At 67.3% G+C, this 22,069-nt stretch carries 21 protein-coding genes; 11 read left to right on the top strand and 10 right to left on the bottom strand.

The features are described 5' to 3' along the window. Window positions 1–96 precede the first annotated feature (96 nt). The 4 genes from CPH63_RS15285 to tatC are packed head-to-tail and all read left to right on the top strand — an operon-like array spanning window position 97 to window position 3,207. Entirely contained in the window at window positions 97–1,074 is a 978-nt protein-coding gene (locus tag CPH63_RS15285) for a YafY family protein (RefSeq protein ID WP_096303723.1), read from the top strand. Continuing rightward, the gene (locus CPH63_RS15290; RefSeq protein WP_096303724.1) at window positions 1,071–2,018 is read left to right on the top strand and encodes a YafY family protein; all 948 of its coding nucleotides are present in this window, start codon (window positions 1,071–1,073) and stop codon (window positions 2,016–2,018) included. Before CPH63_RS15285 ends, CPH63_RS15290 begins: the two co-directional genes overlap by 4 nt. Before the next feature lie 14 nt (window positions 2,019–2,032). Then, window positions 2,033–2,317, top strand: coding sequence for a hypothetical protein (locus CPH63_RS15295; RefSeq protein ID WP_157749586.1), 285 nt, complete (start codon window positions 2,033–2,035; stop codon window positions 2,315–2,317). Then, window positions 2,314–3,207 carry a twin-arginine translocase subunit TatC gene (gene tatC, locus CPH63_RS15300; protein WP_096303726.1) on the top strand — a complete coding sequence of 298 codons (894 nt, stop codon included), beginning with the start codon at window positions 2,314–2,316 and terminating at the stop codon, window positions 3,205–3,207. The genes CPH63_RS15295 and tatC overlap by 4 nt, the downstream gene beginning before the upstream one ends. 34 nt (window positions 3,208–3,241) lie before the next feature. Here the strand turns inward: tatC and CPH63_RS15305 are convergent, their stop codons facing one another. Then, window positions 3,242–4,060 carry an alpha/beta fold hydrolase gene (locus CPH63_RS15305; RefSeq protein WP_157749587.1) on the bottom strand — a complete coding sequence of 273 codons (819 nt, stop codon included), beginning with the start codon at window positions 4,058–4,060 and terminating at the stop codon, window positions 3,242–3,244. Window positions 4,061–4,118: 58 nt separating this feature from the next. On the opposite strand from CPH63_RS15305, the gene CPH63_RS15310 reads away from it, so the two are divergent. Both CPH63_RS15310 and CPH63_RS15315 read left to right on the top strand, forming a co-directional pair. Further along, window positions 4,119–6,905, top strand: a complete 2,787-nt coding sequence (locus CPH63_RS15310) for an RNA helicase (RefSeq protein ID WP_096303728.1) — start codon at window positions 4,119–4,121, stop codon at window positions 6,903–6,905. Window positions 6,906–6,998: 93 nt separating this feature from the next. After that, window positions 6,999–8,006: a DUF4333 domain-containing protein gene (locus CPH63_RS15315; RefSeq protein ID WP_096303729.1), complete on the top strand. Its 1,008-nt coding sequence runs from the start codon at window positions 6,999–7,001 to the stop codon at window positions 8,004–8,006. Between the two features lie 63 nt (window positions 8,007–8,069). Here CPH63_RS15315 and CPH63_RS15320 read toward each other — a convergent pair whose 3' ends face one another. From CPH63_RS15320 to CPH63_RS15335, 5 genes are all read right to left on the bottom strand, one after another. Continuing rightward, window positions 8,070–11,081 carry a hypothetical protein gene (locus tag CPH63_RS15320; protein WP_157749588.1) on the bottom strand — a complete coding sequence of 1,004 codons (3,012 nt, stop codon included), beginning with the start codon at window positions 11,079–11,081 and terminating at the stop codon, window positions 8,070–8,072. 117 nt (window positions 11,082–11,198) lie between these two features. After that, the gene (locus CPH63_RS15325; RefSeq protein ID WP_096303731.1) at window positions 11,199–11,705 is read right to left on the bottom strand and encodes a hypothetical protein; all 507 of its coding nucleotides are present in this window, start codon (window positions 11,703–11,705) and stop codon (window positions 11,199–11,201) included. 81 nt (window positions 11,706–11,786) lie between these two features. Beyond that, window positions 11,787–11,942, bottom strand: a complete 156-nt coding sequence (locus tag CPH63_RS22370) for a hypothetical protein (RefSeq protein ID WP_157749589.1) — start codon at window positions 11,940–11,942, stop codon at window positions 11,787–11,789. Window positions 11,943–11,954: 12 nt separating this feature from the next. Beyond that, window positions 11,955–12,596, bottom strand: a complete 642-nt coding sequence (locus CPH63_RS15330) for a hypothetical protein (RefSeq protein ID WP_096303732.1) — start codon at window positions 12,594–12,596, stop codon at window positions 11,955–11,957. Between the two features lie 133 nt (window positions 12,597–12,729). Continuing rightward, window positions 12,730–13,629, bottom strand: a complete 900-nt coding sequence (locus tag CPH63_RS15335; protein ID WP_241895677.1) for a 5'-3' exonuclease — start codon at window positions 13,627–13,629, stop codon at window positions 12,730–12,732. A gap of 130 nt (window positions 13,630–13,759) precedes the next feature. Between CPH63_RS15335 and CPH63_RS15340 the strand changes: the two genes are divergently transcribed. Continuing rightward, complete coding sequence (locus CPH63_RS15340) at window positions 13,760–14,722, top strand: carbohydrate kinase (protein ID WP_096303734.1); 963 nt, start codon at window positions 13,760–13,762, stop codon at window positions 14,720–14,722. 14 nt (window positions 14,723–14,736) lie between these two features. Here CPH63_RS15340 and CPH63_RS15345 read toward each other — a convergent pair whose 3' ends face one another. Beyond that, window positions 14,737–15,750, bottom strand: coding sequence for a LacI family DNA-binding transcriptional regulator (locus CPH63_RS15345; protein ID WP_096303735.1), 1,014 nt, complete (start codon window positions 15,748–15,750; stop codon window positions 14,737–14,739). A 123-nt stretch (window positions 15,751–15,873) separates the two neighbouring features. Here CPH63_RS15345 and CPH63_RS15350 point away from each other — a divergent pair, with 123 nt between their 5' ends. Together CPH63_RS15350 and lnt are read left to right on the top strand one after the other, a co-directional pair. Next, window positions 15,874–17,457, top strand: coding sequence for an amidohydrolase (locus CPH63_RS15350; protein ID WP_096303736.1), 1,584 nt, complete (start codon window positions 15,874–15,876; stop codon window positions 17,455–17,457). Then, on the top strand, window positions 17,454–19,052 hold the full coding sequence (gene lnt / locus CPH63_RS15355) for an apolipoprotein N-acyltransferase (RefSeq protein WP_096303737.1): 1,599 nt from the start codon (window positions 17,454–17,456) through the stop codon (window positions 19,050–19,052). Before CPH63_RS15350 ends, lnt begins: the two co-directional genes overlap by 4 nt. Window positions 19,053–19,070: 18 nt before the next feature. Here lnt and CPH63_RS15360 read toward each other — a convergent pair whose 3' ends face one another. After that, window positions 19,071–19,421 carry an RNA polymerase-binding protein RbpA gene (locus tag CPH63_RS15360; RefSeq protein WP_091361619.1) on the bottom strand — a complete coding sequence of 117 codons (351 nt, stop codon included), beginning with the start codon at window positions 19,419–19,421 and terminating at the stop codon, window positions 19,071–19,073. 209 nt (window positions 19,422–19,630) lie between these two features. On the opposite strand from CPH63_RS15360, the gene CPH63_RS15365 reads away from it, so the two are divergent. Next, complete coding sequence (locus CPH63_RS15365; RefSeq protein ID WP_096303738.1) at window positions 19,631–20,125, top strand: hypothetical protein; 495 nt, start codon at window positions 19,631–19,633, stop codon at window positions 20,123–20,125. On the opposite strand, the gene CPH63_RS15370 is transcribed toward CPH63_RS15365, so the two are convergent. Further along, window positions 20,109–20,852, bottom strand: coding sequence for a thymidine kinase (locus CPH63_RS15370; RefSeq protein ID WP_197704371.1), 744 nt, complete (start codon window positions 20,850–20,852; stop codon window positions 20,109–20,111). The two genes, CPH63_RS15365 and CPH63_RS15370, sit on opposite strands and share 17 nt — an antisense overlap. Before the next feature lie 81 nt (window positions 20,853–20,933). On the opposite strand from CPH63_RS15370, the gene CPH63_RS15375 reads away from it, so the two are divergent. After that, entirely contained in the window at window positions 20,934–21,296 is a 363-nt protein-coding gene (locus CPH63_RS15375) for an MmcQ/YjbR family DNA-binding protein (RefSeq protein ID WP_096303740.1), read from the top strand. A gap of 13 nt (window positions 21,297–21,309) precedes the next feature. On the opposite strand, the gene CPH63_RS15380 is transcribed toward CPH63_RS15375, so the two are convergent. Beyond that, window positions 21,310–21,675: a DoxX family protein gene (locus CPH63_RS15380; protein WP_096303741.1), complete on the bottom strand. Its 366-nt coding sequence runs from the start codon at window positions 21,673–21,675 to the stop codon at window positions 21,310–21,312. Window positions 21,676–22,069 lie beyond the last annotated feature (394 nt).

Consider the following 22,069-nt stretch of genomic DNA (forward strand, 5'->3'; position numbering starts at 1 on the left):
TCAAACGAGCCGAGACGACTGAGGAATGGAGTGAGTAGCGTGCCCAGCAAGCGCGCCGCACCCCGACGATCGCGCACAGGCATTAGTTTTGAGGACATGGCAGCGAGACGAGCAGAGCGACTGGTAAACCTCGTCATCTGCCTTCTCTCCACCCGTCAGTTCCTCACCGCCGAACACATCCGCAACGCCGTCCCCGGCTACGAATCCGGAGAGTCCGGAACCAAGGCCGACGAGGCGTTCAAGCGCATGTTCGAGCGCGACAAGGCGGAGTTGCGTGACCTCGGCGTGCCGTTGGAGACCGGTCGAAACAGCATCTTCGACTCCGACGACGGCTACCGGATCACCCGTCGTGAGTACGAGCTCCCGGCCATCGAATTCGATCCCTCGGAGGCGGCTGCCGTTGGCCTGGCCGCGCGACTGTGGCAGTCGGCGACGCTGGGCGCACCGGCCCGCACCGCCCTGATCAAGCTGCGGGCCGGCGGAGCAGACGTGGACGCGAACGCGCCGGCTGGGGCGTCGCCGCATATCGACTCGAGCGACCCGTCGCTGCCGGCTCTCATCGACGCGGCGCGGCTGGCTCGAGTCGTCACCTTTGACTATCTCAAGGTGGGGGAGGTGGAGCCGCAGACGCGCACCGTCCAGCCCTGGGGGGTGCTCTCCTGGCGCGGTCGCTGGTATGTGGTCGGGCACGACCAGGATCGCGACGAGGCCCGCAGCTTCCGCCTCTCCCGGGTGATCGGCAGCGTCCGCGCGGTCGGCGAGGCCGGCGCCTTCACCCGGCCGGGCGGGATCGACCTGCTCGACTATGTAAGCGGGCGGCCGGCCGAGCAGCAGCACATCGCCCACGTGGTGGTCGCGAAGACCGGTGCCGGGGCACTGCGCAGGATGGCCGGCAACTACACCGACGAGGTGCTGACCATCGAGTACAACGACGAGCAGCGGATGGCCCGACTCATCGCCGGGTCCGGCCTCAACGCGCGGGTGCTCGACCCGCCGGAACTCGTGAGTGCGGTGCGGCGCCGGTTACAGGCCGCCGCTGGCGAGACCGCCGCAACCGTGGGCGTCTCCACATGAGCGGCGAACGGGACCGGCTCCCTCGCCTCCTTGCGCTCGTGCCGTTCCTTCAGGCTCGTCCCGGGGTGTCGGTGGCCGACGCAGCGGCGGATTTCGGCGTGACGCCTGAGCAGCTTCGCCGGGATCTTCAGCTGCTCTGGATGTGTGGGCTCCCCGGACACGGCCCGGGTGATCTCATCGACCTCTCCTTCGAAGGGGAGAGCATCTCGGTCATCTTCGATGCGGGTATCTCCCGCCCGCAGCGACTGACCGGCGAAGAGGCGCTCGCCCTAGTCGTGGCGCTTCGTACCCTCGCCGAGACTCCGGGACTCACCGACCGGGACGCGGTGGAGCGGGCACTGGTGAAGATAGAGGCGGCAGCCGGCGGCGAGATCGAAGCGGTCGACACGGTAAGCGTCGCGCTGGACCACGTGACGAGCACGCTGGCGATCCTGCAGCGCGCACTCGACACCGGCCAGGCCCTGCAATTGCGGTACTACACGGCTACCCGCGACGAGACCACTGAGCGAATCGTCGACCCGATGCGCATCTTCGAACTGGATGGTCGAAGCTACCTCGAGGCCTGGTGCCGCCGGGCCGAGGGGATGCGCGCATTCCGGCTGGACCGGGTCGAGTCGGCGCTGGTGCTGGACGAGGCGTCCCGCCCGCCGGCCGGAGCGCAGCTACGTGATTTGAGTGAGGGGCTCTATTCCCCGGCGCCGGAACACCTGCTAGCCCTGCTGCGGGTGAGCCCGTCCTTCGGCTGGGTCGCTGATTACTACCCGACCGCCTCCGTGGAGGAGCAGAGCGACGGGTGGCGATTGATCAGTCTGCATGTCGCCGACCCCTCCTGGGTACGGGCGCTGGCGCTTGGATCGGGCGGCGACGTCGAGGTGCTCTCACCGGTCTGGCTCGCCGAATCGATCCGTTCCGAAGCCGCGTCCGCGCTGGCCGGCTATGCCTGAGTAAAGTGCTTCCCGTGGCGTGGATCGTAGTGTTGAGCTGGCTGGGGGTCATACTCTTCGCCGTCGTGGTGCTCGGTTTCTGTGGGTACGAGGTGCACTGGAAGCTCTCGCGGCTCAACAGCGACGTTGAGCGCTTGGCCGTACTGGGTCGGCAACTCAACAAGCTGCAGAATGACTTCGCCACCACTGCCGATCGCGCCGCCGAGATTCAAGCCACCGCTCACGGCACGGGCGCACAGAGCACCATCGTTCACAGCACAGTCGCACACAGCACCGCAGTGACGCCCACCGCCGGATGAAGTTTCCCAAGCTGCGCCGTCGGGCGCCCAACCCCGACGCGCGAATGTCGGTACTCGATCACCTGCGTGAGCTGCGCCGCCGCGTCATTATCGTGCTCATCATCGTTTCGATCGGCGCGGTCTTTGGCTGGATCTTCTACGGGCCGATCCTCGACTTCCTCAAAGAGCCGTACTGCAACGTCCCTGCCTCCAAGCGTCTGAACGTCAACGGCACCAACGACTGTGCCCTGCTGTTCCACGGTGTGTTGGACGGCTTCACCTCCCGGCTGAAGGTCTCGGTCATCGCCGGAGCGATACTCACCGCGCCACTCTGGCTCTATCAGGTCTGGGCCTTCGTCACCCCGGGCCTGCGTCGCAGCGAGCGGCGCTACACGATCTACTTCATCATCGCCTCGACGCTGCTCTTCGCCCTCGGCGTGGTCCTGGCCTTCGCCGTGCTCTTCAAGGGCATCGACGTGCTGATCAGTTCGGCCGGCAACGGGGTCGTCGCTGCGCTCACCATCGACAGCTATCTCTCCTTCGTGACGCTGATGCTCATCGTTTTCGGGGCTGCCTTCGAGATACCGCTGCTGGTGGTACTGGCCAACTTCGCGGGCGCCCTCCCGGCGAAGTTGCTGGTGAAGTCACAGCGAGCCGGCATTTTCCTGATCTTTCTCTTCGCCGCGGTGGCGACGCCGAGCACCGACCCGTTCACCATGTGCGCGATGGCGGTTCCGATGTGCGTGCTCTTCGAGGTAGCCGTCCTCGTCGCGGTGATTCACGACCGTCGCAAGGCCAAACGCCTGGCCGCCGTGCAGCTTCCAGACGACCAGCCGTCGATGGTCGACCCGATTCCGACGCCATTGCAGGAGCTCGACCAGTCCGGCCAGAGCTGGTCTGACACCACCTGACCCTCCGCCCAGCCGGGAGAGCGGCTGTGGCCGACTAGACCGGTGCGCTGCCGCTGACCGGTGCGCTGCCGCGGACCGGTGCGCTGCCGCGGAGCAGCACGTCGGCCACCAATCGGGGACGGTCACTCATCGGTGCGTGGCCGCAGGACGGCATGCGGATGCACGTTGCGCTCGGGATCTGCCGCTGCGCCCACTTGAGTTGGCGGCTCGGCAGCACCGTGTCGCGGGTTCCCCAGGCGATCGTGACGGGAACGTTCTGCGGAATGCGGCCGGCAAATGGGGTCGATCCGGCCAGGATCTGCTTCAGCGCGGGCTGAGCCGCCCGGAAGGCCCGCAAGTCCTCCACCGCCGCCTCCGGCGTCACCTTGCCGGGGTGGGCGTTCAACCAGCTCAACAGCAGCATTCGCCCCCCAGTAGTCCGACACAGGGTCTCGACGCCCTTGGGGACGCGTGTCGACGAAGCGCTGATCAGCTTGAAGAGCGTCTCGGTATAGGCGAACTCACGGTCGGAGTGCCAGAAACCGGCGGGCGACAGAGCCGTCGCCGACCGGGCGTCTCCCAGAGCCGCGGCCTCCAGCGCTATCCGTCCGCCGAGCGAGTTGCCCGCGACGTGGGGCTGCTCCAACCCCAGGTCCTTGAGGAATTCCCTCATGTAGTCGGTCAGTGCGTCAGGGACTGACCGTCCGGCCAGTTCCAGCGGCGGAGATTCACCGTGCCCGGGCAGATCAACCAGGATCACGTCGCGGTGCGGGGTGAGCAGATCGCGAACCGGATACCAAGCCTGTCGTCGATGGCCCACACCGTGGATCAGGATCAGTGTTTCGCCGCTGCCTGAGCGCTCGAAGGCCAACATCCCTCGGACTTTAGCGCAGCCTTCGGCGGTGAAATGCCGCGACGCATAGGCTGGAGGCATGGTCGGTACCAGTGAGACGTCCCCGGCCGAGCGGTATGCCGCAGCCAAGCGGCGCAATCGGCACCCGCAACTCGGCGAGTTTCAGACCAGCTACCCATTCGAGCTCGACCTGTTCCAGCTCCAGGCCTGTGAGTCAGTCGAGGACGGGTACAGCGTCCTCGTCTGTGCCCCGACCGGTTCCGGCAAGACGGTGGTCGGCGAGTTCGCGGTCCACATGGCACTGGCCAGCGGGCAGAAGTGTTTCTACACGACGCCGATCAAGGCGCTCTCCAACCAGAAGTTCAACGACCTCGCGCAGCGTTACGGCGAGGCGAACGTTGGCCTACTCACCGGAGACAATGCCGTCAACGCCGATGCACCGATCGTCGTCATGACCACCGAAGTGCTCCGCAACATGCTCTACGTCGGAAGCCCCGGTCTGGTCGGCCTCGGCTACGTCGTGATGGACGAGGTGCACTACCTCGGTGACCGCTACCGGGGCGCGGTCTGGGAGGAGGTGATCATCCACCTCTCGGCGTCGGTCCGGTTGGTCTCGCTGTCGGCGACCGTCTCCAACGCCGAGGAGTTCGGCGACTGGCTGGTCTCCGTCCGCGGAGAGACCAGGGTGATCGTCCACGAAATACGACCGGTGCCGCTCTGGCAGCACATGCTCGTCGGTAACCGCCTCTTCGATCTCTTCACCGCCACTGAATCAGGTGACGGTGCCGCCGGCGATGCCTTGGGCGGCAGCACGCCGCAGACCACGAGTCTGAATCCCGATCTCCGCCGTTACGTCTCCGACCGGGTCCGGGAACTCGACGCCAGTCCACGCAGAGGCGAACGGCGAGCTCCGAGGGGCTGGCGGCCTCCCTATCGCCCCGATGTGATCGCACGCCTGGATCGGGAGGGTCTGCTGCCGCTCATCACTTTCATCTTCAGCCGGGTCGGCTGCGACGCCGCGGTGAAGCAGTGTGTGGATGCCGGGCTCTGGCTCACCACACCGGAGGAGCGCGAAGAGATCAGTCTGGTCGCCGAGCGGCGGATCAGCTCGATCCCGGCCGAGGACCTCGAGATTCTCGGGTACTGGGACTGGTTGGACGGGCTGCGTCGCGGTGTGGCCGCGCACCACGCCGGATTGATCCCAGCCTTCAAGGAGACGGTGGAGGAGCTCTTCACTGCCGGGCTGGTGCGTGCGGTCTTCGCGACCGAGACGCTGGCCCTCGGCATCAACATGCCGGCCCGCAGCGTGGTGCTGGAGCGCCTGACCAAGTTCAACGGCGAGTCGCACGCGGACGTGACCCCGGGGGAGTACACCCAGCTAACCGGGCGCGCCGGTCGTCGGGGTATCGACGTCGAGGGCCATGCCGTGGTGTTGTGGGGGCCGGAGGTCGACCCGATGCGAGTCGCCGGACTGGCCAGCACTCGTACCTTCCCGCTGCGCTCGTCGTTCCGTCCGTCGTACAACATGGCGGTGAATCTGGTCGGTCAGATGGGGCGGCCAGCGGCCCGAGAGTTGTTGGAGTCCTCCTTCGCTCAGTTTCAGGCCGATAGCTCAGTGGCTGGCCTGGCCAGTCAGATTCGCCGGAACCAGGGCAGCATCGACGGTTACCGTCAGAAGATGCAGTGCCATCTGGGCGACTTCGCCGAGTACGCAGCGCTGCGGGCCGAGCTGACCGAGCGGGAGAAGTCGCTCTCCCGGGAGGGGGCGCGCACTCGGCGGGCAACGGTGGTGGCGGCGTTGGAGAAGCTGCGCACCGGCGATGTGATCCGGGTGCCGTCCGGGCGCCGGGCGGGCCTCGCCGTCGTGATCGATGCGGGTCTGCATCCGCGGGAGGATCCGCGGCCCCTCGTGCTGACGCTCGCCCGCTGGGGCGGCCGGTTGGCGCTCTCGGACTTCCCGACCGCACCCGAGGTGCTGGCGACCGTTCGGGTGCCGCGCAACTTCAACTATCGCTCGCCGCAGGATCGGCGGGATCTCAGTTCGACGCTGCGGACACTGGACCTTCCCGAACGCGGCGGCCGCCGGGAGAAGCGACGGGATATCGGTAGCGAAGACGCGCACATCGTTTCGCTGCGCGAAGCTCTCCGTCATCATCCGTGCCACGGCTGCAGCGACCGGGAGGAGCACGCCCGGTGGGCGGAGCGGGCAACTCGCCTGGAGCGTGAGAACACCGGCCTCACCAAGCGGATCGAGGGACGGACGAATTCGCTGGGCCGCACCTTCGACCTCATCTGCCGGTTGCTGAACGATCGGGGGTATCTCGACGGCGACGACGCCACGGCCGAGGGACGTCGACTCTCCCGGATCTGGTCGGAGTCGGATCTGGTGATCGCCGAGTGCCTGAAACTCGGGGTTTGGAACGGCCTCGACGCCGGCGAACTCGCCGGCGCCGTCTCCACGCTGGTCTATGAATCGCGCCGCGACGAACAATCCAGCGATCGGCTGCCGACGGCTGCGTTGGCGGCGGCCGTCTCGCATACCAGTGAGGTTTGGAGTGCGTTGGCCGATGCCGAATCCAGCATCGGTTTGAATCGCAGCCGTGAACCCGAGCTCGGGTTCGTCTGGGCCAGCTATCGGTGGGTCAAGCATGAGTCCCTCGACCGGGTGCTGCGGGCCGCGGCGCAAGCCGGTGTGCAGATGTCGGCCGGTGACTTCGTGCGCTGGTGCAAGCAGTTGCTCGATCTGCTCGAGCAGATCGCCTCGGCACCAGCCGTACGGCCGGAGCACCAGCGGGTGGCCGAGCAGGCCCGGACGGCCGCCCGTGCCATACGCCGCGGTGTCGTCGCCCAGGGAATGGGCTCCTGAGGGCGGCTCGACGTCGATCCGAGGTATCGACGGCCACGCGGTAACGTGAACGCGAGCCCGAGGACGGGTCGCGCGAAAGGTGAAAGGCACGTCATGACCTCCGAGAACGACCAGTACGGTCATCGACCCGAGGAACCGCAGCCGGCCGCTGCGGACTCGTCGCAGCCCGCCGATGAGCCGCAGGTTGAGTCCGCCGCCGCGCCGGCGCCCGCCGGCGAGCACGAGACGTCCCAGTACGAGCCGCCGGGTTACGGCTCGACCCAGCAGTACGAGTCCCCGGGTTACGGCTCCACCCAGCAGTTCGAGCCGCCGGGTTACGGCTCCACGCAGCAGTTCGAGCCGCCGGGTTATGGCTCCACGCAGCAGTACGAGCCGCCGGGTTATGGCTCCACGCAGCAGTACGGCCAGCCGTACCCGCCGCCGGCGGCCTACCCAACGGCGCCCGAGGGCGCTCAGTACGGGGCCGCGCCGTATCAGGCGCCGCAGCAGCCCTACGGGCAGTCTGCGTACGGGACTCAGCCTCAACCGGAGGCGCAGCCCCAATACGGACAACCGCCCCAGTACGGGAGCCAGCCGCAGTACGGTACCGAGCCCGAATACGGCGCTCAGCAATACGGTGCCCAGCAATACGGGGCCCAGCAATACGGGGCCCAGCAATACGGGGCTGAGTATGGGCAGGGCCCGCAATACGGCGCGTCATACGGCACTCAACCGACCTACGGTCAGACCGCCCCGTACCAGCCCTACGGGCAACCAGCTCCCGGCTACCAGCCATACGGTCAGCCCGGCCAACTCGGCCAAGCCCCCAAGTCTCGCAAATCTATGTGGATTGTGATCGCAGCGGTGGTTGTGGTCGTGCTCGCGGTCGGCGCCCTCTTCGTGATCAAGCCGAGCCCGCTGTTCCGCAAGGTGCTCGACCCCAACGCGGTAGCGGCCGCCATCGAAAGTGACACATCAGCCGGGTTTACCGGGGTGATCTGCCCGTCGAATGAGGAGGTCAAGAAGGGCAACACCTTCACCTGCTCGGCCGATGGCAACCGCAAGATCACGATCGTGGTCAACGACAACTCCGGCAACTACACCTGGACTCCATCCAGCTAACGGAGCTCGGACCCCAACTCGAGAGTGGGCGTCGACGCTCGGATACGCTGCGGCGCCACCGGCTCAGACCGCCCGCAGCGATACCGTCGCCGTTCCCGGGTAGCCGCTGGCCGATGCGATCCAGGCGATATCCGGCGCCCAGGGCGAAGGGAGCGAAACCGTCACGGTGATCTCGTCGCTCGCTGTGGCACCGGAGGCGATGAACACGTTCCGCGGGCTGGTGCTGCTGCGCGGCACGGTGGCGTTTCCATTGAGGGTGATTTCGATTCTGTCACCGGTCGTGTTCGCCACGATATTGCCGCCGGCGTCGACCAGGCTCACCGTTGCGCTGAAGATATCTCGCGAGACCTTGTAGCAGAGCACGCCCGAGACTGAGGTGCTTGGCCCGGCCGCCGGCGTCAGGGTGCTGCAGGTGGTGGTGGAGGGACCGTAGTTCGTCCAGGCCAACCCGACCACCGGCCCCGCGATGACGGTAAATGTCGAACTCGTGGCGTTAGTCAGCCCGGCCGAGGTGGCGGTGAGGGTATAGGTGCCGACCTTGTTAACCCGGCAGCCGGTGAAGCTGGCGACGCCGGCGGCGGCATTGACCGGGTTTGCCGTGCAGGTCAGCGTCGCTCCGGCGGGAGTGGTGAGCGCCAGTGTGACCCCGGCGGTGGACGTGGTGACGGTATTGCCGGAGGCGTCCTGCACTTTCACGACGGGCTGGGTCGGCAGCGCGATGCCGCCGGTGCCGTTGCCAGGTTGAGTGGTGAACGCAAGCTTTGTCGGCACCGGCGCGGTGACGGTGAGGCTTGAACTCGTGGCGGCGGTGAGGCCGGTCGAGGCGGCTGTCAGGGTGTAGGTGCCGGCCTTGTCGACCCGGCAGCCGGTGAAGGTGGCGACCCCGGCGGTGGCGTTCAGCGGGTTCGCCGCGCAGGTCAGGGTCGCTCCGGCGGGAGTGGTGAGGGCGAGTGTGACGCCGGCGGCGGAGGTGGTGACGCTGTTGCCTCCGGCGTCCTGGATGGTCACGACGGGCTGGGTCGTCAGCGCGACGCCTCCAGTGCCGTTGCCAGGCTGCGTGGTGAACGCCAGCTTGGCCGCGGGGCCGACACTGATGGTGAAGGTGGTGCTGATGGCGTTGACGACGCCGATCGACGCGGCGGTGAGGGTGTACGTGCCACTCTTGTCTACCTTGCAGCCCGCGAACGACGCCACCCCGGCGACGGCGTTGACCGGGTTCGCCGTACAGGTCAGCGTCGCACCGCCTGGGGTCGTCAACGTCAACGAGACCCCGGCCGTCGAGTTGACCGTGTTGCCGCCGGTGTCTTCGATGGTGACGACGGGCTGGCGGGCGAGGGCGATCCCACCGGTGCCGTTACCGGGTTGGGTACTGAACGCCAGTTTCGTCGCGGCGCCGGTCGCAACGGTGACGATCGTGCTGGTGGCGCTGGTCAGCCCGGCCGACGTGGCGGTGAGGTTGTAGGTGCCGGTCTTGTCGATGGCGCAGCCGGTGAAAGTCGCGACCCCGGCGACGGCGTTGACCGGGGTGGTGCACCCGGTGAGCGTCCCCGGGCCGCCGGTAATCGTGTTCAGGGTCAGTGTCACCGTGGCGGTGGAGGTGGTGACGGTGTTGCCGCCGACGTCCTGCACGGTGACGACGGGCTGGGTGACCAATGTGGATCTTCCGGTCCCGGTCCCGGTGCCGTTACCGGGTTGGGTGGTGAACGCCAGCTTTGCCGCGGTCCCGACGCTCACGGTGAACGTCGAACTCATCGCGGTGGTGAGTCCGGCGGAGGTGGCGGTGAGGGCATAGGTGCCGACCTTGTCGACCCGGCAGCCGGCGAAGGTGGCAACCCCGGCAACGGCATTCACCGGGTTCGCAGTACAGGTCAGCGTCGCACCGGCCGGGGTGGCCAGGGCCAGTGCGACGGATGCGGTCGATGTCGTGACGGTGTTGCCGCCGGCGTCCTGCACCGTGACGACAGGCTGGGTCGCCAGGGCGACGCCGCCGGTGCCGTTGCCGGGTTGGGTGGTGAAGGCCAGCTTGGCCACCGGGCCAACGCCGATGGTGAAGGTGCTACTGGTGGCGGGGGTGGTGAGCCCGGTGGCGGTGAGGGTGTAGGTGCCGGCCTTGTCGACCCGGCAGCCGGCGAAGGTGGCGACCCCGGCGACGGCGTTCACGGGGTTCGCCGTGCAGGTCAGCGTCGCACCGGCCGGGGTCGTCAGCGTGAGGGTCACCGCCGCGTTGGAGTTGACGGTGTTTCCGCCTCCGTCCTGGATGGTCACGACGGGCTGGGGCGACAGGGCGACGCCGCCGGTGCCGTTGCCGGGTTGGGTGGTGAAGGTAAGTCTGGTCGCGCTGCCGACGCCGATCGAGAAGTCGGAGCTGGTGTCGGCGGTGAGTCCAGTCGACGCGGCGGTGAGGGTGTACGTGCCAAGCGTGTCGACCCGGCAGCCGGTGAAGGTGGCGACTCCGGCGACGGCGGTGACCGGGGCCGTGCAGCCGGCGAGGGTGCCCGGGCCGCCGGATACGGTGGTCAGCGTAAGGGTCACCGGTGCAGTGGAGTTGACGGTGTTCCCAGCGGTGTCCTGCACAGTCACGACGGGCTGGGTCGCCAAGGCAACACCTCCGATGCCACCCCCGGGCTGCGTGGTGAAGGCGAGGCGGGAAGCGATGCCGACGATGGAGACCGGGGCCGAGGCAGCGCCGGCGGCGGTCCACGAGCCGGCGGTGGCGGTCACGGTGTAGGTGTAGGTGCCGCCGGCGGGTACCGGATCGGTGCAGGTGGTGGCGCTGATCGGGGCGCCGCCGCAGGCCGGCGCAGTGCGGCTCGTGGCCGTGTTGGTGCGGGTGACGAGGTAGGCGATGGGGGAGGCGCCGGTGGAGGCGGTCCAGCTCAGGCTGGTCTGCGCGCTACCGGCGGTCGCGGTGACGACCGGCGCGGTCAGCGTCGAAGTCGTACCGGTCGCGGAGCCGATCGTGGTGCCCTGGGTGCTCCAGTAGGCCCAGGCTGAGAAGGCAGCCAGCATCGAGCAGGTTGCGAATGACACCACAACCAGCACCCGACGGCTGAACACCTTCAGCACCCTGGTCACTCTCCTCGTTTCGCGTTGATCTACCCGTGTTTACCGATGGATCCCGTCGAATGTCCGGGGCCCGCCCCGACCGGCCCTGGCGGCCGGTCGGGTGCGGGGCTCCCCGTTCGGGGTGGGTTAGGTGATGGACGGGGTCAGGACCAATGTCGCGCCCTGGCAGTTGTCCTGGTTGAGGGTGGTGCTGTTCGCGAACACGACAGTGCCACCCGTCGGGACGGGCACGCTTGCGGCGGGGGCGATGTCGAGCCCAGGCGCGGTGACCACCGGGTTCACCACCGTGTAGTCGGCCGCGGTGCACGGGCCGCCGCCGACCGGTGCACCCGCGTCAGGGGTGACGGTCAGCGCGAAGGTCAGCGTGTTGACATGAATCGATACCGTCCCGGTGTTCGTCAACGTGCCATCAATGACCGCCGGTGCCACACCCGGCGCGAGACCGGTGATGGGTGTGGTCTGGGCGTAGGTCAGCGCCGTCGACGTCGCTGAGGTGCCGGTATCGGCGGTGCCGGTACCAGTGACCGGACCACCCGTGGTGGTCCAGTAGGCGTACGCCACACCGGCGCCGCCGGCGACCACGACCGTCGCGGCTGCGGCGATCATGATCGTCTTCCGATTGAACTTTCGCATTGTCTTCTCCGGTTCTACGGGGAACTTGCATGGGCCTTAAAGGGATGTTGGGACTTGCAACAAATTGCTAGGGACTTCCAGTTATGGCGGCATCGCCTGGTTCCATCCGGCCGGCGGGTCCGGCCCGCGGATGCCGTTCAGGCCGGCGCCGATCAGACGCACAGCGCCGGTCACGCGGTTGGGCCCTTGAATGGTCAGAGTCTGTCCACTCGGCACAGTCACGGCGGTGATGGTCATGGGCAGGTTTCCTTAGACGGCGGTATAGAGCAGGTGGACGGTGGCGCGCTGGCACGCGTCCTGGTTCTCGGAGGTGTTGTTGAAGCTGATCGACGCACCGGAGAAGGGGGTGCTGCCACCATTGGCCGGGATGATCACGTTCACCGGCATGACGGTCTCAGTCAGGATGTAGTCGGCCGCCGAGCATGACCCGAGTGCGGCATCGGGGGCCTTGGTGACGCCGCTGATCGATACCGTGACCGAGGTGATGAGCACGTCAACCAGGCTGTTGTTCGTCACTTCACCGGTGATTGGACTAGGCGCGGCATCCGGCGCGATGCCGGTGTTCACCGACGTCTGCCGTACCGTCACCTGCCCCGGAGCGACCGTCGGAAGCGGAGTGGGTTGCGGACCGAAGCCCGGGCCGCCGACCCCGGTATTGGCCAGACATGAGTCGGTGTCGGCGTAGCTGGCCGATCGGCTGGCCAGAGCCAGACCCAGCACGGAGCAGAGAACGACCAGAACGGCCAAGGATCCGCGGATCGCCCTCCGCCGCCGGCCCAGGATGGTCACCGCGATGCCCATGAGCAGCAGGGCAGAGGCTATGAGACTCCAGGCGAGTATTGGGCCACCGGTCGTGGCCAGTGCATCGACGCCGCCCAGTTCGCAGTCCACGGCCCTCGCCCTAGAATCCGCTGCCGGCGCCTCTGCCCAGCAGATGACCTACCTGACTAGGCTGCCTCGGGGCGATCGGGTGCGTCTCATCCAATGGGCATGAATACTCCACCGGATCGGGTGGTGGCGTCGCTCAGCGCACGCCCTGAATCGCATTCAGTACGCGGTTTACCGACCGTTCGATGCCATAGCGATCGACGAGGTCGATCAGCAGCTCCGGATTGGCCGGCTCCGCGGGCAGCTCATCGGCCAACGCGGGGAGCGGCACGTCGATCCGCCCACGGACGACGGCGGTCGCCGCACCCAGATACTCCCGGGCCCCCAGCACCTTGGCCGCCGACCCGCTGGGGAATCCGGGCTGATTGGATGCGGCGGCGACGATGATGTCCTCCACTCTTCCGAAGGTCTGAACCAGCGTTGCGGCCGTCTTGTCACCAACCCCGGCGACTCCCGGGAGCCCGTCGCTCGGGTCACCGCGCAGCGCGGCGAAGTCGGCGTAGGCGGCGGCGGGGACGCCGTATTTGGCCTCGATCTCGTCCGGGCCGAAGTCCTGCAGCTTGGCCACCCCCTTCCCGGTGTAGAGGATCCGTACCCGGTCGGTGGCCAGGGCGAGCAGATCGCGGTCGCCGGTCACCACATCACAGGGGTCTGAATCGCGATGGGCGAGGGTCGCGATGACATCATCGGCTTCGAAACCTTCGGCCCCCGCCGTTGCCAGACCGATCGCCTCGAGCACCTGCAGGAGCACCGGCACCTGCACCGACAGCGCGGCCGGAATCTCCTCGCCGCCGTCCGCTGCGACCCGGTGCCGTTTGTAGGAGGGGATGAGCGCGACGCGAAACGCCGGCCGCCAGTCGAGATCCAGACAGGCGACATAACGCGACGGGCGCCGCCTTTGGATCAGGGTGGCGCTCATATCGAGAAATCCACGTACCGCGTTGATCGGCTTCCCGTCCGGGCTCGTCACCGAATCCGGCACGCCGTAGAACGCCCGGAAATAGAGCCCCGCCGCGTCAATCAGCATCAAACTCATGGCCGGCTTCAGCCTCCCCAGCTCTCGTCAGGTCCCACTATTACGTGCACCGAAACGTGCACCGAAACGTGCACCGAAACATCAACCGAAACATGGTCGGTCCGCACGGAAGAACGGTAGCGTGCACCCTGTGCTGACTGTCCTCGGGGAATGCCTGATCGATCTGGTGGCGGCGGCCGAGGGTGACCGCACCGATGATGTCCGTGGTTTCATTGCCCATCCGGGCGGCAGCCCGCTGAACATCGCCGTCGGCCTGAGCCGGCTTGGTCATCCAACCGCCCTCATGGCGCGGCTGTCGAACGACGCGTTCGGGCGAATCCTGCGTGACCATGCGACCGGCAACGGACTCGACCTCACCGCATCGGCGAGTGCGGAGGAGCCGTCGACATTGGCGGTCGTATCGGTGGACGAACAAGGCAAGGCGGCCTACGACTTCTACGTGACCGCAACGGCGGACTGGCAGTGGAGCCCGGCCGAACTCGACGCGATGCCTGCCGGTACGTCCCTCCTGCACACCGGGTCGCTCGCCGCTTGGACGCAGCCCGGCGCCGAGCTGATCGGCCGACTCTGTGCCCGTCTGTATGGCGAGAATCGAGTTCTCCTCAGCTACGACCCAAACGTTCGGCCGCGACTCATGGGCGGTCACGACGCGGCGCTGCCGCTGGTCGAGCGGAGCGTCGCTTCGGCCCACGTCGTGAAGGCCAGCGACGAGGATGTTCAGTGGCTCTACCCGGATTCCCCGATCCCAGCGGTGGCGCAACGCTGGCTGGAACTCGGTGCGCACCTGGTGGTGATTACCCAGGGTCCCGACGGGGCCACCGCCTTCCGTGCCTCAGGGGAGCCGATTCACCGACCGGGACGTTCGATCTCCCTCGTCGACACGGTCGGTGCCGGTGACGCGTTCATGTCCGGGCTTCTCAGCACCCTCGTCGGCGTCGGGGTCAGCGACCCGAGTCAATTGGGCCGGCTGGACGACGAAGAACTTGTGGCCCGGCTGCTGGATCGAGCCATCTTGGTCTCGGCCCTGACCTGCGAGCGGGCCGGGGCTAATCCCCCTAGCCAAGCCGAGGTTGAGCGGGTCGGAGCGGGCTAATCGGGTGAGCTGAGTTAGTACGAGGAGCGGCTGGGATCCGTGCTTCCGCGTACCACGAGTTCGGTTGGTAGCAGTTCGGCCGTCGCTGTCTCCGTCTCGCCGGCGAGCACGTTGAGCAACCGCTTCGCCAGCACCCCAGCCTGGGCCGACACGTCCTGGCGGATGGTGCTCAGGTCGAGCAACTCCGCGCTCTCGTGGTCGTCGAAGCCGATGACGGCGATGTCCTCCGGGACGCGCAGTCCGGCGCGCCGGATCGCTCGCATGGCCCCGTAGGCCATCTCGTCCGACTCGGCGAAGACCGCGTCCGGGCGTGGCTCCCGCTGCAGAATCGTGCTCATCGCCTGTTCCCCGCCGGCGACGGTGAAGTAACCGAGCTCGTCCATTCGTGGGTCGTACTCGATGCCCGCGGCCGACAGCGCCTGCAGGTACCCGTCCCGGCGATACAGCGGAGGGGTGAAGCGCATCGGGTCCTCGGTATCGCCGCCGATCAACGCGATACTACGGCGGCCGAGGCTGATGAGGTGCTCCACAGCCACCCGGGCCCCGGCCCGGTCGTCGATTCCGGTGCAGAGCACGCCCTCGACCTCGACGCCGAGCATGGCGATCGGGCAGTTGAGGGTCTTCAGCGCCTCGAGTTCCATGTCGGTCAGGACGAGACTGGCGACGAGCAGTGCGTCGACCCGTTTGCGGGCCGGCATGACGGTGAAGAACCGTTCACGTCCGGGAGTGTCCCCGAGGTTGTAGAGCAGCAGGTCGAATCCGCCCGCCTGCAGTTCACGCTCCAGACCACCCAGTACCTGGGCAAAGAACCAACGGTCGACGAACGGCACCACCACACCAACGGTCGAGGTGCGCCCGCTGGCCAGTCGAGCCGCGAAGGGTGACGCCACGTAGTCCAGTTCGCGGGCGGCGGTCAGCACTCGATCGCGAGTCGACTCCGCGACATCGGGTAGGCCCCGAAGCGATCGCGACACGGTCGCGATGGAGACCCCGGCCCGCCGCGCGACGTCTTCGATGCTGGGACTCACGTGACCTGCCTACGCCTAGAATGGGGAGGGACCTTAGCTCGAACGCTAGTCCATGCCTTAGTGTACGCAAATCTGCGCAGACATTTCGGTGTAAACCTCTATAAGCAGGACAGGCTCCCACCAGTGCGGACTTTGTATCTCAACGGCGACATTTACAGTGTTTCTTCGCGGGACGCGAGCGCGCTGCTGATCGACGGAGCCGATATCGCCTGGATCGGTGATGACGACACGGCTCGCGGATTCACCGTCGACCGCACGTTCGACCTGCGGGGCGCGCTGGTCACCCCGGCCTTCGTGGACTCACACGTCCACACGACAGCGACCGGCCTCAGCCTGATAGGTCTGGATCTGAGCCGCACTGCCACCCTGGCTGAGGCGCTGAACCTCATCGAAGCCCAGGCTCGGAAGAGTCGGGGACGTCCCATTCTTGGTGGCGGCTGGGACGAGACGCGCTGGCCGGAGCAGCGGCCGCCGACGGTCAACGAACTGGATCGGGCCGGCTACGGGGGAGCGGTGTTCCTCTCCCGCATCGACGGGCACAGTGCGGTGGTCTCCTCCTCGATGCTCATTACGGTCCCCGACGTACGCGGGCTAGCCGGCTTCAGGCCGGACGGACTGGTCACCACCGCCGCCCACGACGCACTGCGGGTCGCGGCCTACTCGGCACTTCCGCCCAGTGTTGTCGAGGAGGCGCAGCGTGCGATGCGCAATCGGGCCGCCTCCCTCGGCATCGCGGCACTGCACGAGATGGCCGGGCCGGAGGTGTCCAGCGCCGATGACCTGGCTGGCCTGCTCAAACTGGCCAGCGCCGAGCCCGGCCCGGAGATTTTCGGCTACTGGGGTGAACTCTTCGGTGTTCAGACCGCGCTCGAGCTGGGCGCCATCGGGGCCGGCGGAGATCTCTTCTGCGACGGCTCACTCGGATCGCACACGGCGGCGCTGCACCAGCCGTACAGCGACGCCAGCGACATCCAGCCGGCGCCTCGTCTGGAGACCGCGGAGATCGTCGAGCACGCCCGGCAGGCCGTAGTGGCCGGGCTTCACGCTGGTTTCCATGCGATCGGCGACGCCGCCGTTGATCGGGTGATCGACGCGATGGAGGCCCTCGCCGACGAGCACGGACCGCGTTTCGCCGCCGGACATCGCCTGGAACACGCAGCGATGGTCCGTGACGCCAACCGGCTGGCCGCATCCGGACTCACGGCGTCGCTGCAGCCGGCCTTCGACGCGAATTGGGGCGGGGCGGAGGGGATGTACGCCGAGCGGGTTGGTACTGAACGGTTAGCCACCATGCACCGTTTCTCCGAACTCGCGGCCGCCGGGGTACCGCTGGCCTTCGGCTCGGACGCGCCGGTTACTCCGCCGGACCCTTGGCGCGCCGTCCAGGCTGCCGCCTATCCGCAGGAGAAGACGGCGGCTGTGACTCCACGGGCAGCGTTCCTGGCCCACACTCGCGGTGGTTGGCGGGCCGCGCGCGCGGATGCCGATGGCTCGGGCGCCCTCGCCCCCGGCGCTCCGGCCACGCTGGCCGTGTGGAGTGCCGGCGGTATCGCGGTTGACGCGATCGACGACCGTCTGTCGCGGTGGAGCACCGACCCTCGCGCCGCTATCCCCGGTCTGCCCGACCTGCGTCCTGGTTCGGAGCTGCCGAGTTGCCTGCAGACCGTCCTGCGCGGCGAGGTCATCTTCTCTGGCGACCTGCAATGACCCGGCCCCGCTTTGCCGGCGATCGGCTTCCGCTGAGCTGGTCGCTGCTGCTCGCCGTGCTGGGCGGCGTCCTGGCCGTCCTCGCCTTCCCGAGGTTCAACCTCTGGCCGATGGCCATTCTCAGCGTCGCGGTGCTCAACGTCAGCATGACCGGGCAGCGGGCCCGGAGCGGCGCTCTCCTCGGTTTCGTCTACGGGCTCGCCTTCTTCGTGCCACTGCTGCAGTGGACCGGGATCTATGTGGGGGCGTTTCCCTGGTTGCTGCTAGCGGTGACCGAAGCGGTGTATTTCGCGGCGATGGGGGCGGCGCTACCGGCGCTGCTGCGACTGCGGGGCGGACCGTTCTGGGCCGCCTGCCTCTTCGTGCTGCAGGAGGCCGTGCGCGGACGCTGGCCGTTCGGCGGCTTCCCCTGGGCCCGTCTCGCCTTCAGCCAGGCGAACTCACCGCTGCGCTGGTTCGCCGTCGTCGGCGGAGCCCCACTCGTCACGTTCCTGGTCGCCCTATCCGGAGCTGGCCTGGCCGCGGCCGTCGTTCGGGGATACGAGCGGCGATGGCGGCCGGCGCTCGGCGGGCTGGCCATTGTGGTGCTCGTCCCGCTGATCGCGCTGCTGCTGCCGGCGGTTGCCGTTCCGTCGCCGAGCAAGCCAACTCAGGGCGCGACCATCGCGGTAATCCAGGGCAGCACGCCAGACCGCGGCCTTGAGTTCAATGCCCGCCGCCGCCAGGTTCTGGACAATCACGTCAACCAGACGATGGCGCTGGCCGACGATATCGACGCCGGCAAGGTTGCCCGCCCGGAGATCGTCTTCTGGCCGGAGAACTCCTCCGACATCGACCCGCTGCAGAACTCCGACGCCGGTACGGAGATCCAGGAGGCAGCCAACGCGGTCGGAGCCCCGATCCTGGTCGGTGCGATCCTCGACGGACCGGGGCCGACGCACATTCAGAACGTCGGAATTCTCTGGTCCCCGCAGACGGGCCCGGGCGAGACCTACACGAAGCGCCATCCGGTTCCGTTCGCCGAGTACATTCCCTTTCGCTCGATCGCGCAGCGGGTGAGTTCCAAGGTGAATCTCGTCCAGAACGACATGGTCGCCGGCGGCGGAGACGGCCTGATGACGACCGGGCCGTTCCCGTTCGGGGATGTCATCTGCTTCGAAGTTGCCTACGACGGGCTGGTGCGATCGTCGGTGAAGGCCGGCGCGCAGATGCTGGTCATCCAGACCAACAACGCCACCTTTGGACACACCGCCGAGAGCTACCAGCAGCTGGCGATGAGCCAGTTGCGGGCGGTGGAGACGCAGCGCCCGGTCGTTCAGGTCTCGACCGTGGGAGTCTCGGCTGTGATCGATGCGAAGGGAAACATCGTGGACCGGTCCGGCGCGCTCTTCACGCCGGCTCGGCTGGTCGACAGCATCTCACTCAACAGCACGCAGACGATCTCCACCCGCCTCGGTGTACTGCCCGAGGTACTGATCTCGCTCTGCGCAATCGGCGCGATCGGGTATGTGCTGATCACGGCGCGGCGCAGAAAAATGATCCCCGGCCCGATCAGCATCGCTGATCAGACCGGGGACCGGAGCATTTCGGTGTGACTACCGCCTGACACGAGGTCAGCCGGTTTTGGCGCCTCCGCGACGAGCCCGGAGGACCTCGAGGCGCTCAGCGAGCACCTCTTCGAGATCGGCCTGGGTGCGGCGTTCCATGAGCATGTCCCAGTGGGTGCGCGGCGGCTTGACCTTCTTCTCGTCCGGTGCCGGACCGTCGATCAGGCGACCGTCGAGGCCGTCCAGACGGCATTCCCAGGTTGCCGGGATCTCGGCCTCTTCGGAGAATGGGACGCTGAATACGTGGTCACGAGGGCATCGGTAGCTCTGGACGTTGCGTGGCGCGGGCTCCGCGCCGTACTCCGTCTCGTAGCTGACTGCGCCCAATCTACTGCCCCGTAATGCGCGATCTGCCATAGTGGGCACCTCCTCATGTCTGTTGATCAAGATGGTGAAACCGGTGAACATCAAGGCTGAATTCGCCGTCCCACGCCCGGCTCGGCGCATGAGCAAGCAACCCCAACGCTCTATTGTCTCATCTAGCCAACGTTTCGGCGCCACGGAGGATTCCCGGCGGGTCCGAGCGCGGGGCGAGTATTCGTTCGCTACTACCGAAGGAGTGTCCGGTGCGAGTTCGTCGCCGCAGTGCAGACGAGTCTGGGGAGTCGCTCGGGGCGTTCGAGCCCGAAATCGAGGTCGCGGTCGTCGAGGTACGCCGGCGTCGGGTGCGTCGGGTTCCGTTGCGCCACGCCGCGCTCGGTATCGGCTTGGGACGCACCGCACTCGGCACGACGTTCCTCCTCCATCCGGTCTACTCCACCCGGGTCATCGGCCTCGACATCGGGACGGCCACCCGCGTCACCTGGCTGGCTCGGATGGCCGCCGTGCGCGACGTCAGCATCGGTGTGGGGACCCTCGCTACCGCGCTCGGACACCGCGGTCGTGGCCCATGGCTGCTGGCCGGAGCGGTGAGTGACCTGGTGGATGGTGCCGTCATCGCGACCGCCGCCCAGCAGCGACGGCTCGATCCCGTGCGCGGCACGGTCGGTGCCGGATTGGCCGTGGGTGCTGCCGCAGTGGGGTTCGTCGCGGTCTGGGATTCGTTCAGACGTCGAAGCTGAGCTGCTGCTCGGTTACCGTCGATCGACTGAGCTGGCCACCCCGATAATGAGCCCGACAGAGCACTTCGTAGCGCATCGCCGCTCCGTCGACGCTGGTGTCACCGACGGCCACCGTGTCGCCTTCGCGCACGACCCGGCCGTTGACGATGCGAGCGTTCTGCTGACCGGGGCGGCCGCACCAGCAGAGCACCTCGACGTGCACCGGATGCAGCTCATCGGCTAACTCAATTAGCCGTTTTGCACCAGGGAGCAGGAGGCTGCGAAAATCGGTGGCCAGTCCAAAGCAGTAGACGTCAACGTGCCAGTCGTCGACGAGCTCGGCTAACTGGTCAACGTGCTCCGGGTTGAGGAAGCCGGCTTCGTCAATGATCAGGTAGTCCAGCGCCTGACCGCTGGCCCAACGCTGCCGGACGAGTACCCGCAGGTCGGTGTCGTCGTCGATCTCGATGGCGCTGTGGCTGAGGCCGACCCGCGTCGTGATGCGGGCGCCGGCGGAGCGGTCGTAGCGCGTCAGCAGCATGCCGCTGCGCCCCTGACGCGAGTGATTGTGGTCGATCTGCAGGGCCAACGTCGACTTGCCGCAGTCCATCGGGCCGTAGAAGAACTTCAGGTGCGCCGGCATCGGGGACGCTCGGCGAGTGCCGGCTGCGGGTACCGACGCCAGCGCGCTGCTGGCGGGAGAGTCCGGGATCGACGGGCCGGAGGCCGGGGGAGGGGAGTCGCTCACGAGCCTCGACGCTACCCGGAGTGTGTCACCGGGCGCGCCAGCCGCTCGCAATTTCAGGGGTGTCACGGAATACTCGCCAGGATGAGCGATGTACCGGTGGAGAAGCTGCGGGCGCTCTGCTCGGCGCTGCCGGAGGTCGAAGAACGCTTGAGTCACGGATCGAATACCTGGTTCATCCGCGGCAAGAAGACGTTTGTGATGTTCGTCGGATTTCATCACGGCGACCCGAACCTGGCGTTCTGGTGTGCCGCCGGAGACGGCGTTCAGGCCGACCTGATTTCAGAGAATCCCGAGTATTTCTTTAGGCCTCCCTACGTCGGCCATCGTGGTTGGGTTGGCGTTCGGCTCGACACCGGGATCGGTTGGGACGAGATTGGCGAGCTGGTGGAGGACGCCTATCGGGCGGTGGCGCCGGCACGGCTCATCGCAGTACTCGGCGGGTAGGCGGTTGAGCCAGCTACAACCAGACCGTGGCGAGCCAGATCTCGACGCCGGCGAGCACGATGAGGACGATGTTCAGTCCGATCAACTTGGCTTCGCCTCGGCTGAGGTGAAGTGAGATGGCACCGACCTGGAGCACAACGAGTCCGACCGCCGCCGCTAGAGCAAATCCAGGCGCGATGCCAGTCAGCGGTGGCAGCAGCAGACCCACCGCTGCGAGAACCTCCAGGACGCCGATGGTCCGAACGAGCCCTAGCGGGACGGTGTCGATCCAGCCCATCATCGGACGCAACTGGTCCTTCGATCTGACGATCTTGATCCCACCCGAATACAGGTAGAGCAGCGCCAACACAGCCGCGACGACCCAGTACGCCACCTTCATGCGATGTATCCCTTGCTTGCCATCGGCCCATGCTGCTTCATGGCTGTACGTCGCCGCGGGCACAGACCCGCCGCGGGCAGCTTCAGCCACACATTATGTCAAGTCGGGCTTGCTGTGGGCTTATGACGGGGAGGGTCTCGCTCGATCTGGGTGAAGGCCCCGTCGCCGCGCGCGAACCTCAGTGTGCGGAAGGCACGCACTCAGCGTCCGCCGAAACCGATCGACTCATGCCGAGCCCGCCAACATTCGCCGACAGCAACACGGTGCGGCGGGTCGAGCCCGGCCTGCGTTGATCCGCGATGCGCCAAGGCGATTCGGGATTCCGTCGCCGCCGCGTTGGAGCTTTGTCGACTTGGCGATGAGCACGTTCCGGCGCCATTCCCTAGGATGGGTT

Source organism: Jatrophihabitans sp. GAS493, from assembly GCF_900230215.1.
Lineage (GTDB): Bacteria > Actinomycetota > Actinomycetes > Mycobacteriales > Jatrophihabitantaceae > MT45.

What these genes read in the sequence shown, in the direction of transcription:
- CPH63_RS15285 (WP_096303723.1), top strand. Translation starts at nt 97, where the DNA reads ATGGCAGCGAGACGAGCAGAGCGACTGGTAAACCTCGTCATCTGCCTT.
- CPH63_RS15290 (WP_096303724.1), top strand. Translation starts at nt 1,071, where the DNA reads ATGAGCGGCGAACGGGACCGGCTCCCTCGCCTCCTTGCGCTCGTGCCG.
- tatC (WP_096303726.1), top strand. Translation starts at nt 2,314, where the DNA reads ATGAAGTTTCCCAAGCTGCGCCGTCGGGCGCCCAACCCCGACGCGCGA.
- CPH63_RS15305 (WP_157749587.1), bottom strand. Translation starts at nt 4,060, where the DNA reads ATGTTGGCCTTCGAGCGCTCAGGCAGCGGCGAAACACTGATCCTGATC.
- CPH63_RS15310 (WP_096303728.1), top strand. Translation starts at nt 4,119, where the DNA reads ATGGTCGGTACCAGTGAGACGTCCCCGGCCGAGCGGTATGCCGCAGCC.
- CPH63_RS15315 (WP_096303729.1), top strand. Translation starts at nt 6,999, where the DNA reads ATGACCTCCGAGAACGACCAGTACGGTCATCGACCCGAGGAACCGCAG.
- CPH63_RS15325 (WP_096303731.1), bottom strand. Translation starts at nt 11,705, where the DNA reads ATGCGAAAGTTCAATCGGAAGACGATCATGATCGCCGCAGCCGCGACG.
- CPH63_RS22370 (WP_157749589.1), bottom strand. Translation starts at nt 11,942, where the DNA reads ATGACCATCACCGCCGTGACTGTGCCGAGTGGACAGACTCTGACCATT.
- CPH63_RS15335 (WP_241895677.1), bottom strand. Translation starts at nt 13,629, where the DNA reads ATGAGTTTGATGCTGATTGACGCGGCGGGGCTCTATTTCCGGGCGTTC.
- lnt (WP_096303737.1), top strand. Translation starts at nt 17,454, where the DNA reads ATGACCCGGCCCCGCTTTGCCGGCGATCGGCTTCCGCTGAGCTGGTCG.
- CPH63_RS15360 (WP_091361619.1), bottom strand. Translation starts at nt 19,421, where the DNA reads ATGGCAGATCGCGCATTACGGGGCAGTAGATTGGGCGCAGTCAGCTAC.
- CPH63_RS15375 (WP_096303740.1), top strand. Translation starts at nt 20,934, where the DNA reads ATGAGCGATGTACCGGTGGAGAAGCTGCGGGCGCTCTGCTCGGCGCTG.
- CPH63_RS15380 (WP_096303741.1), bottom strand. Translation starts at nt 21,675, where the DNA reads ATGAAGGTGGCGTACTGGGTCGTCGCGGCTGTGTTGGCGCTGCTCTAC.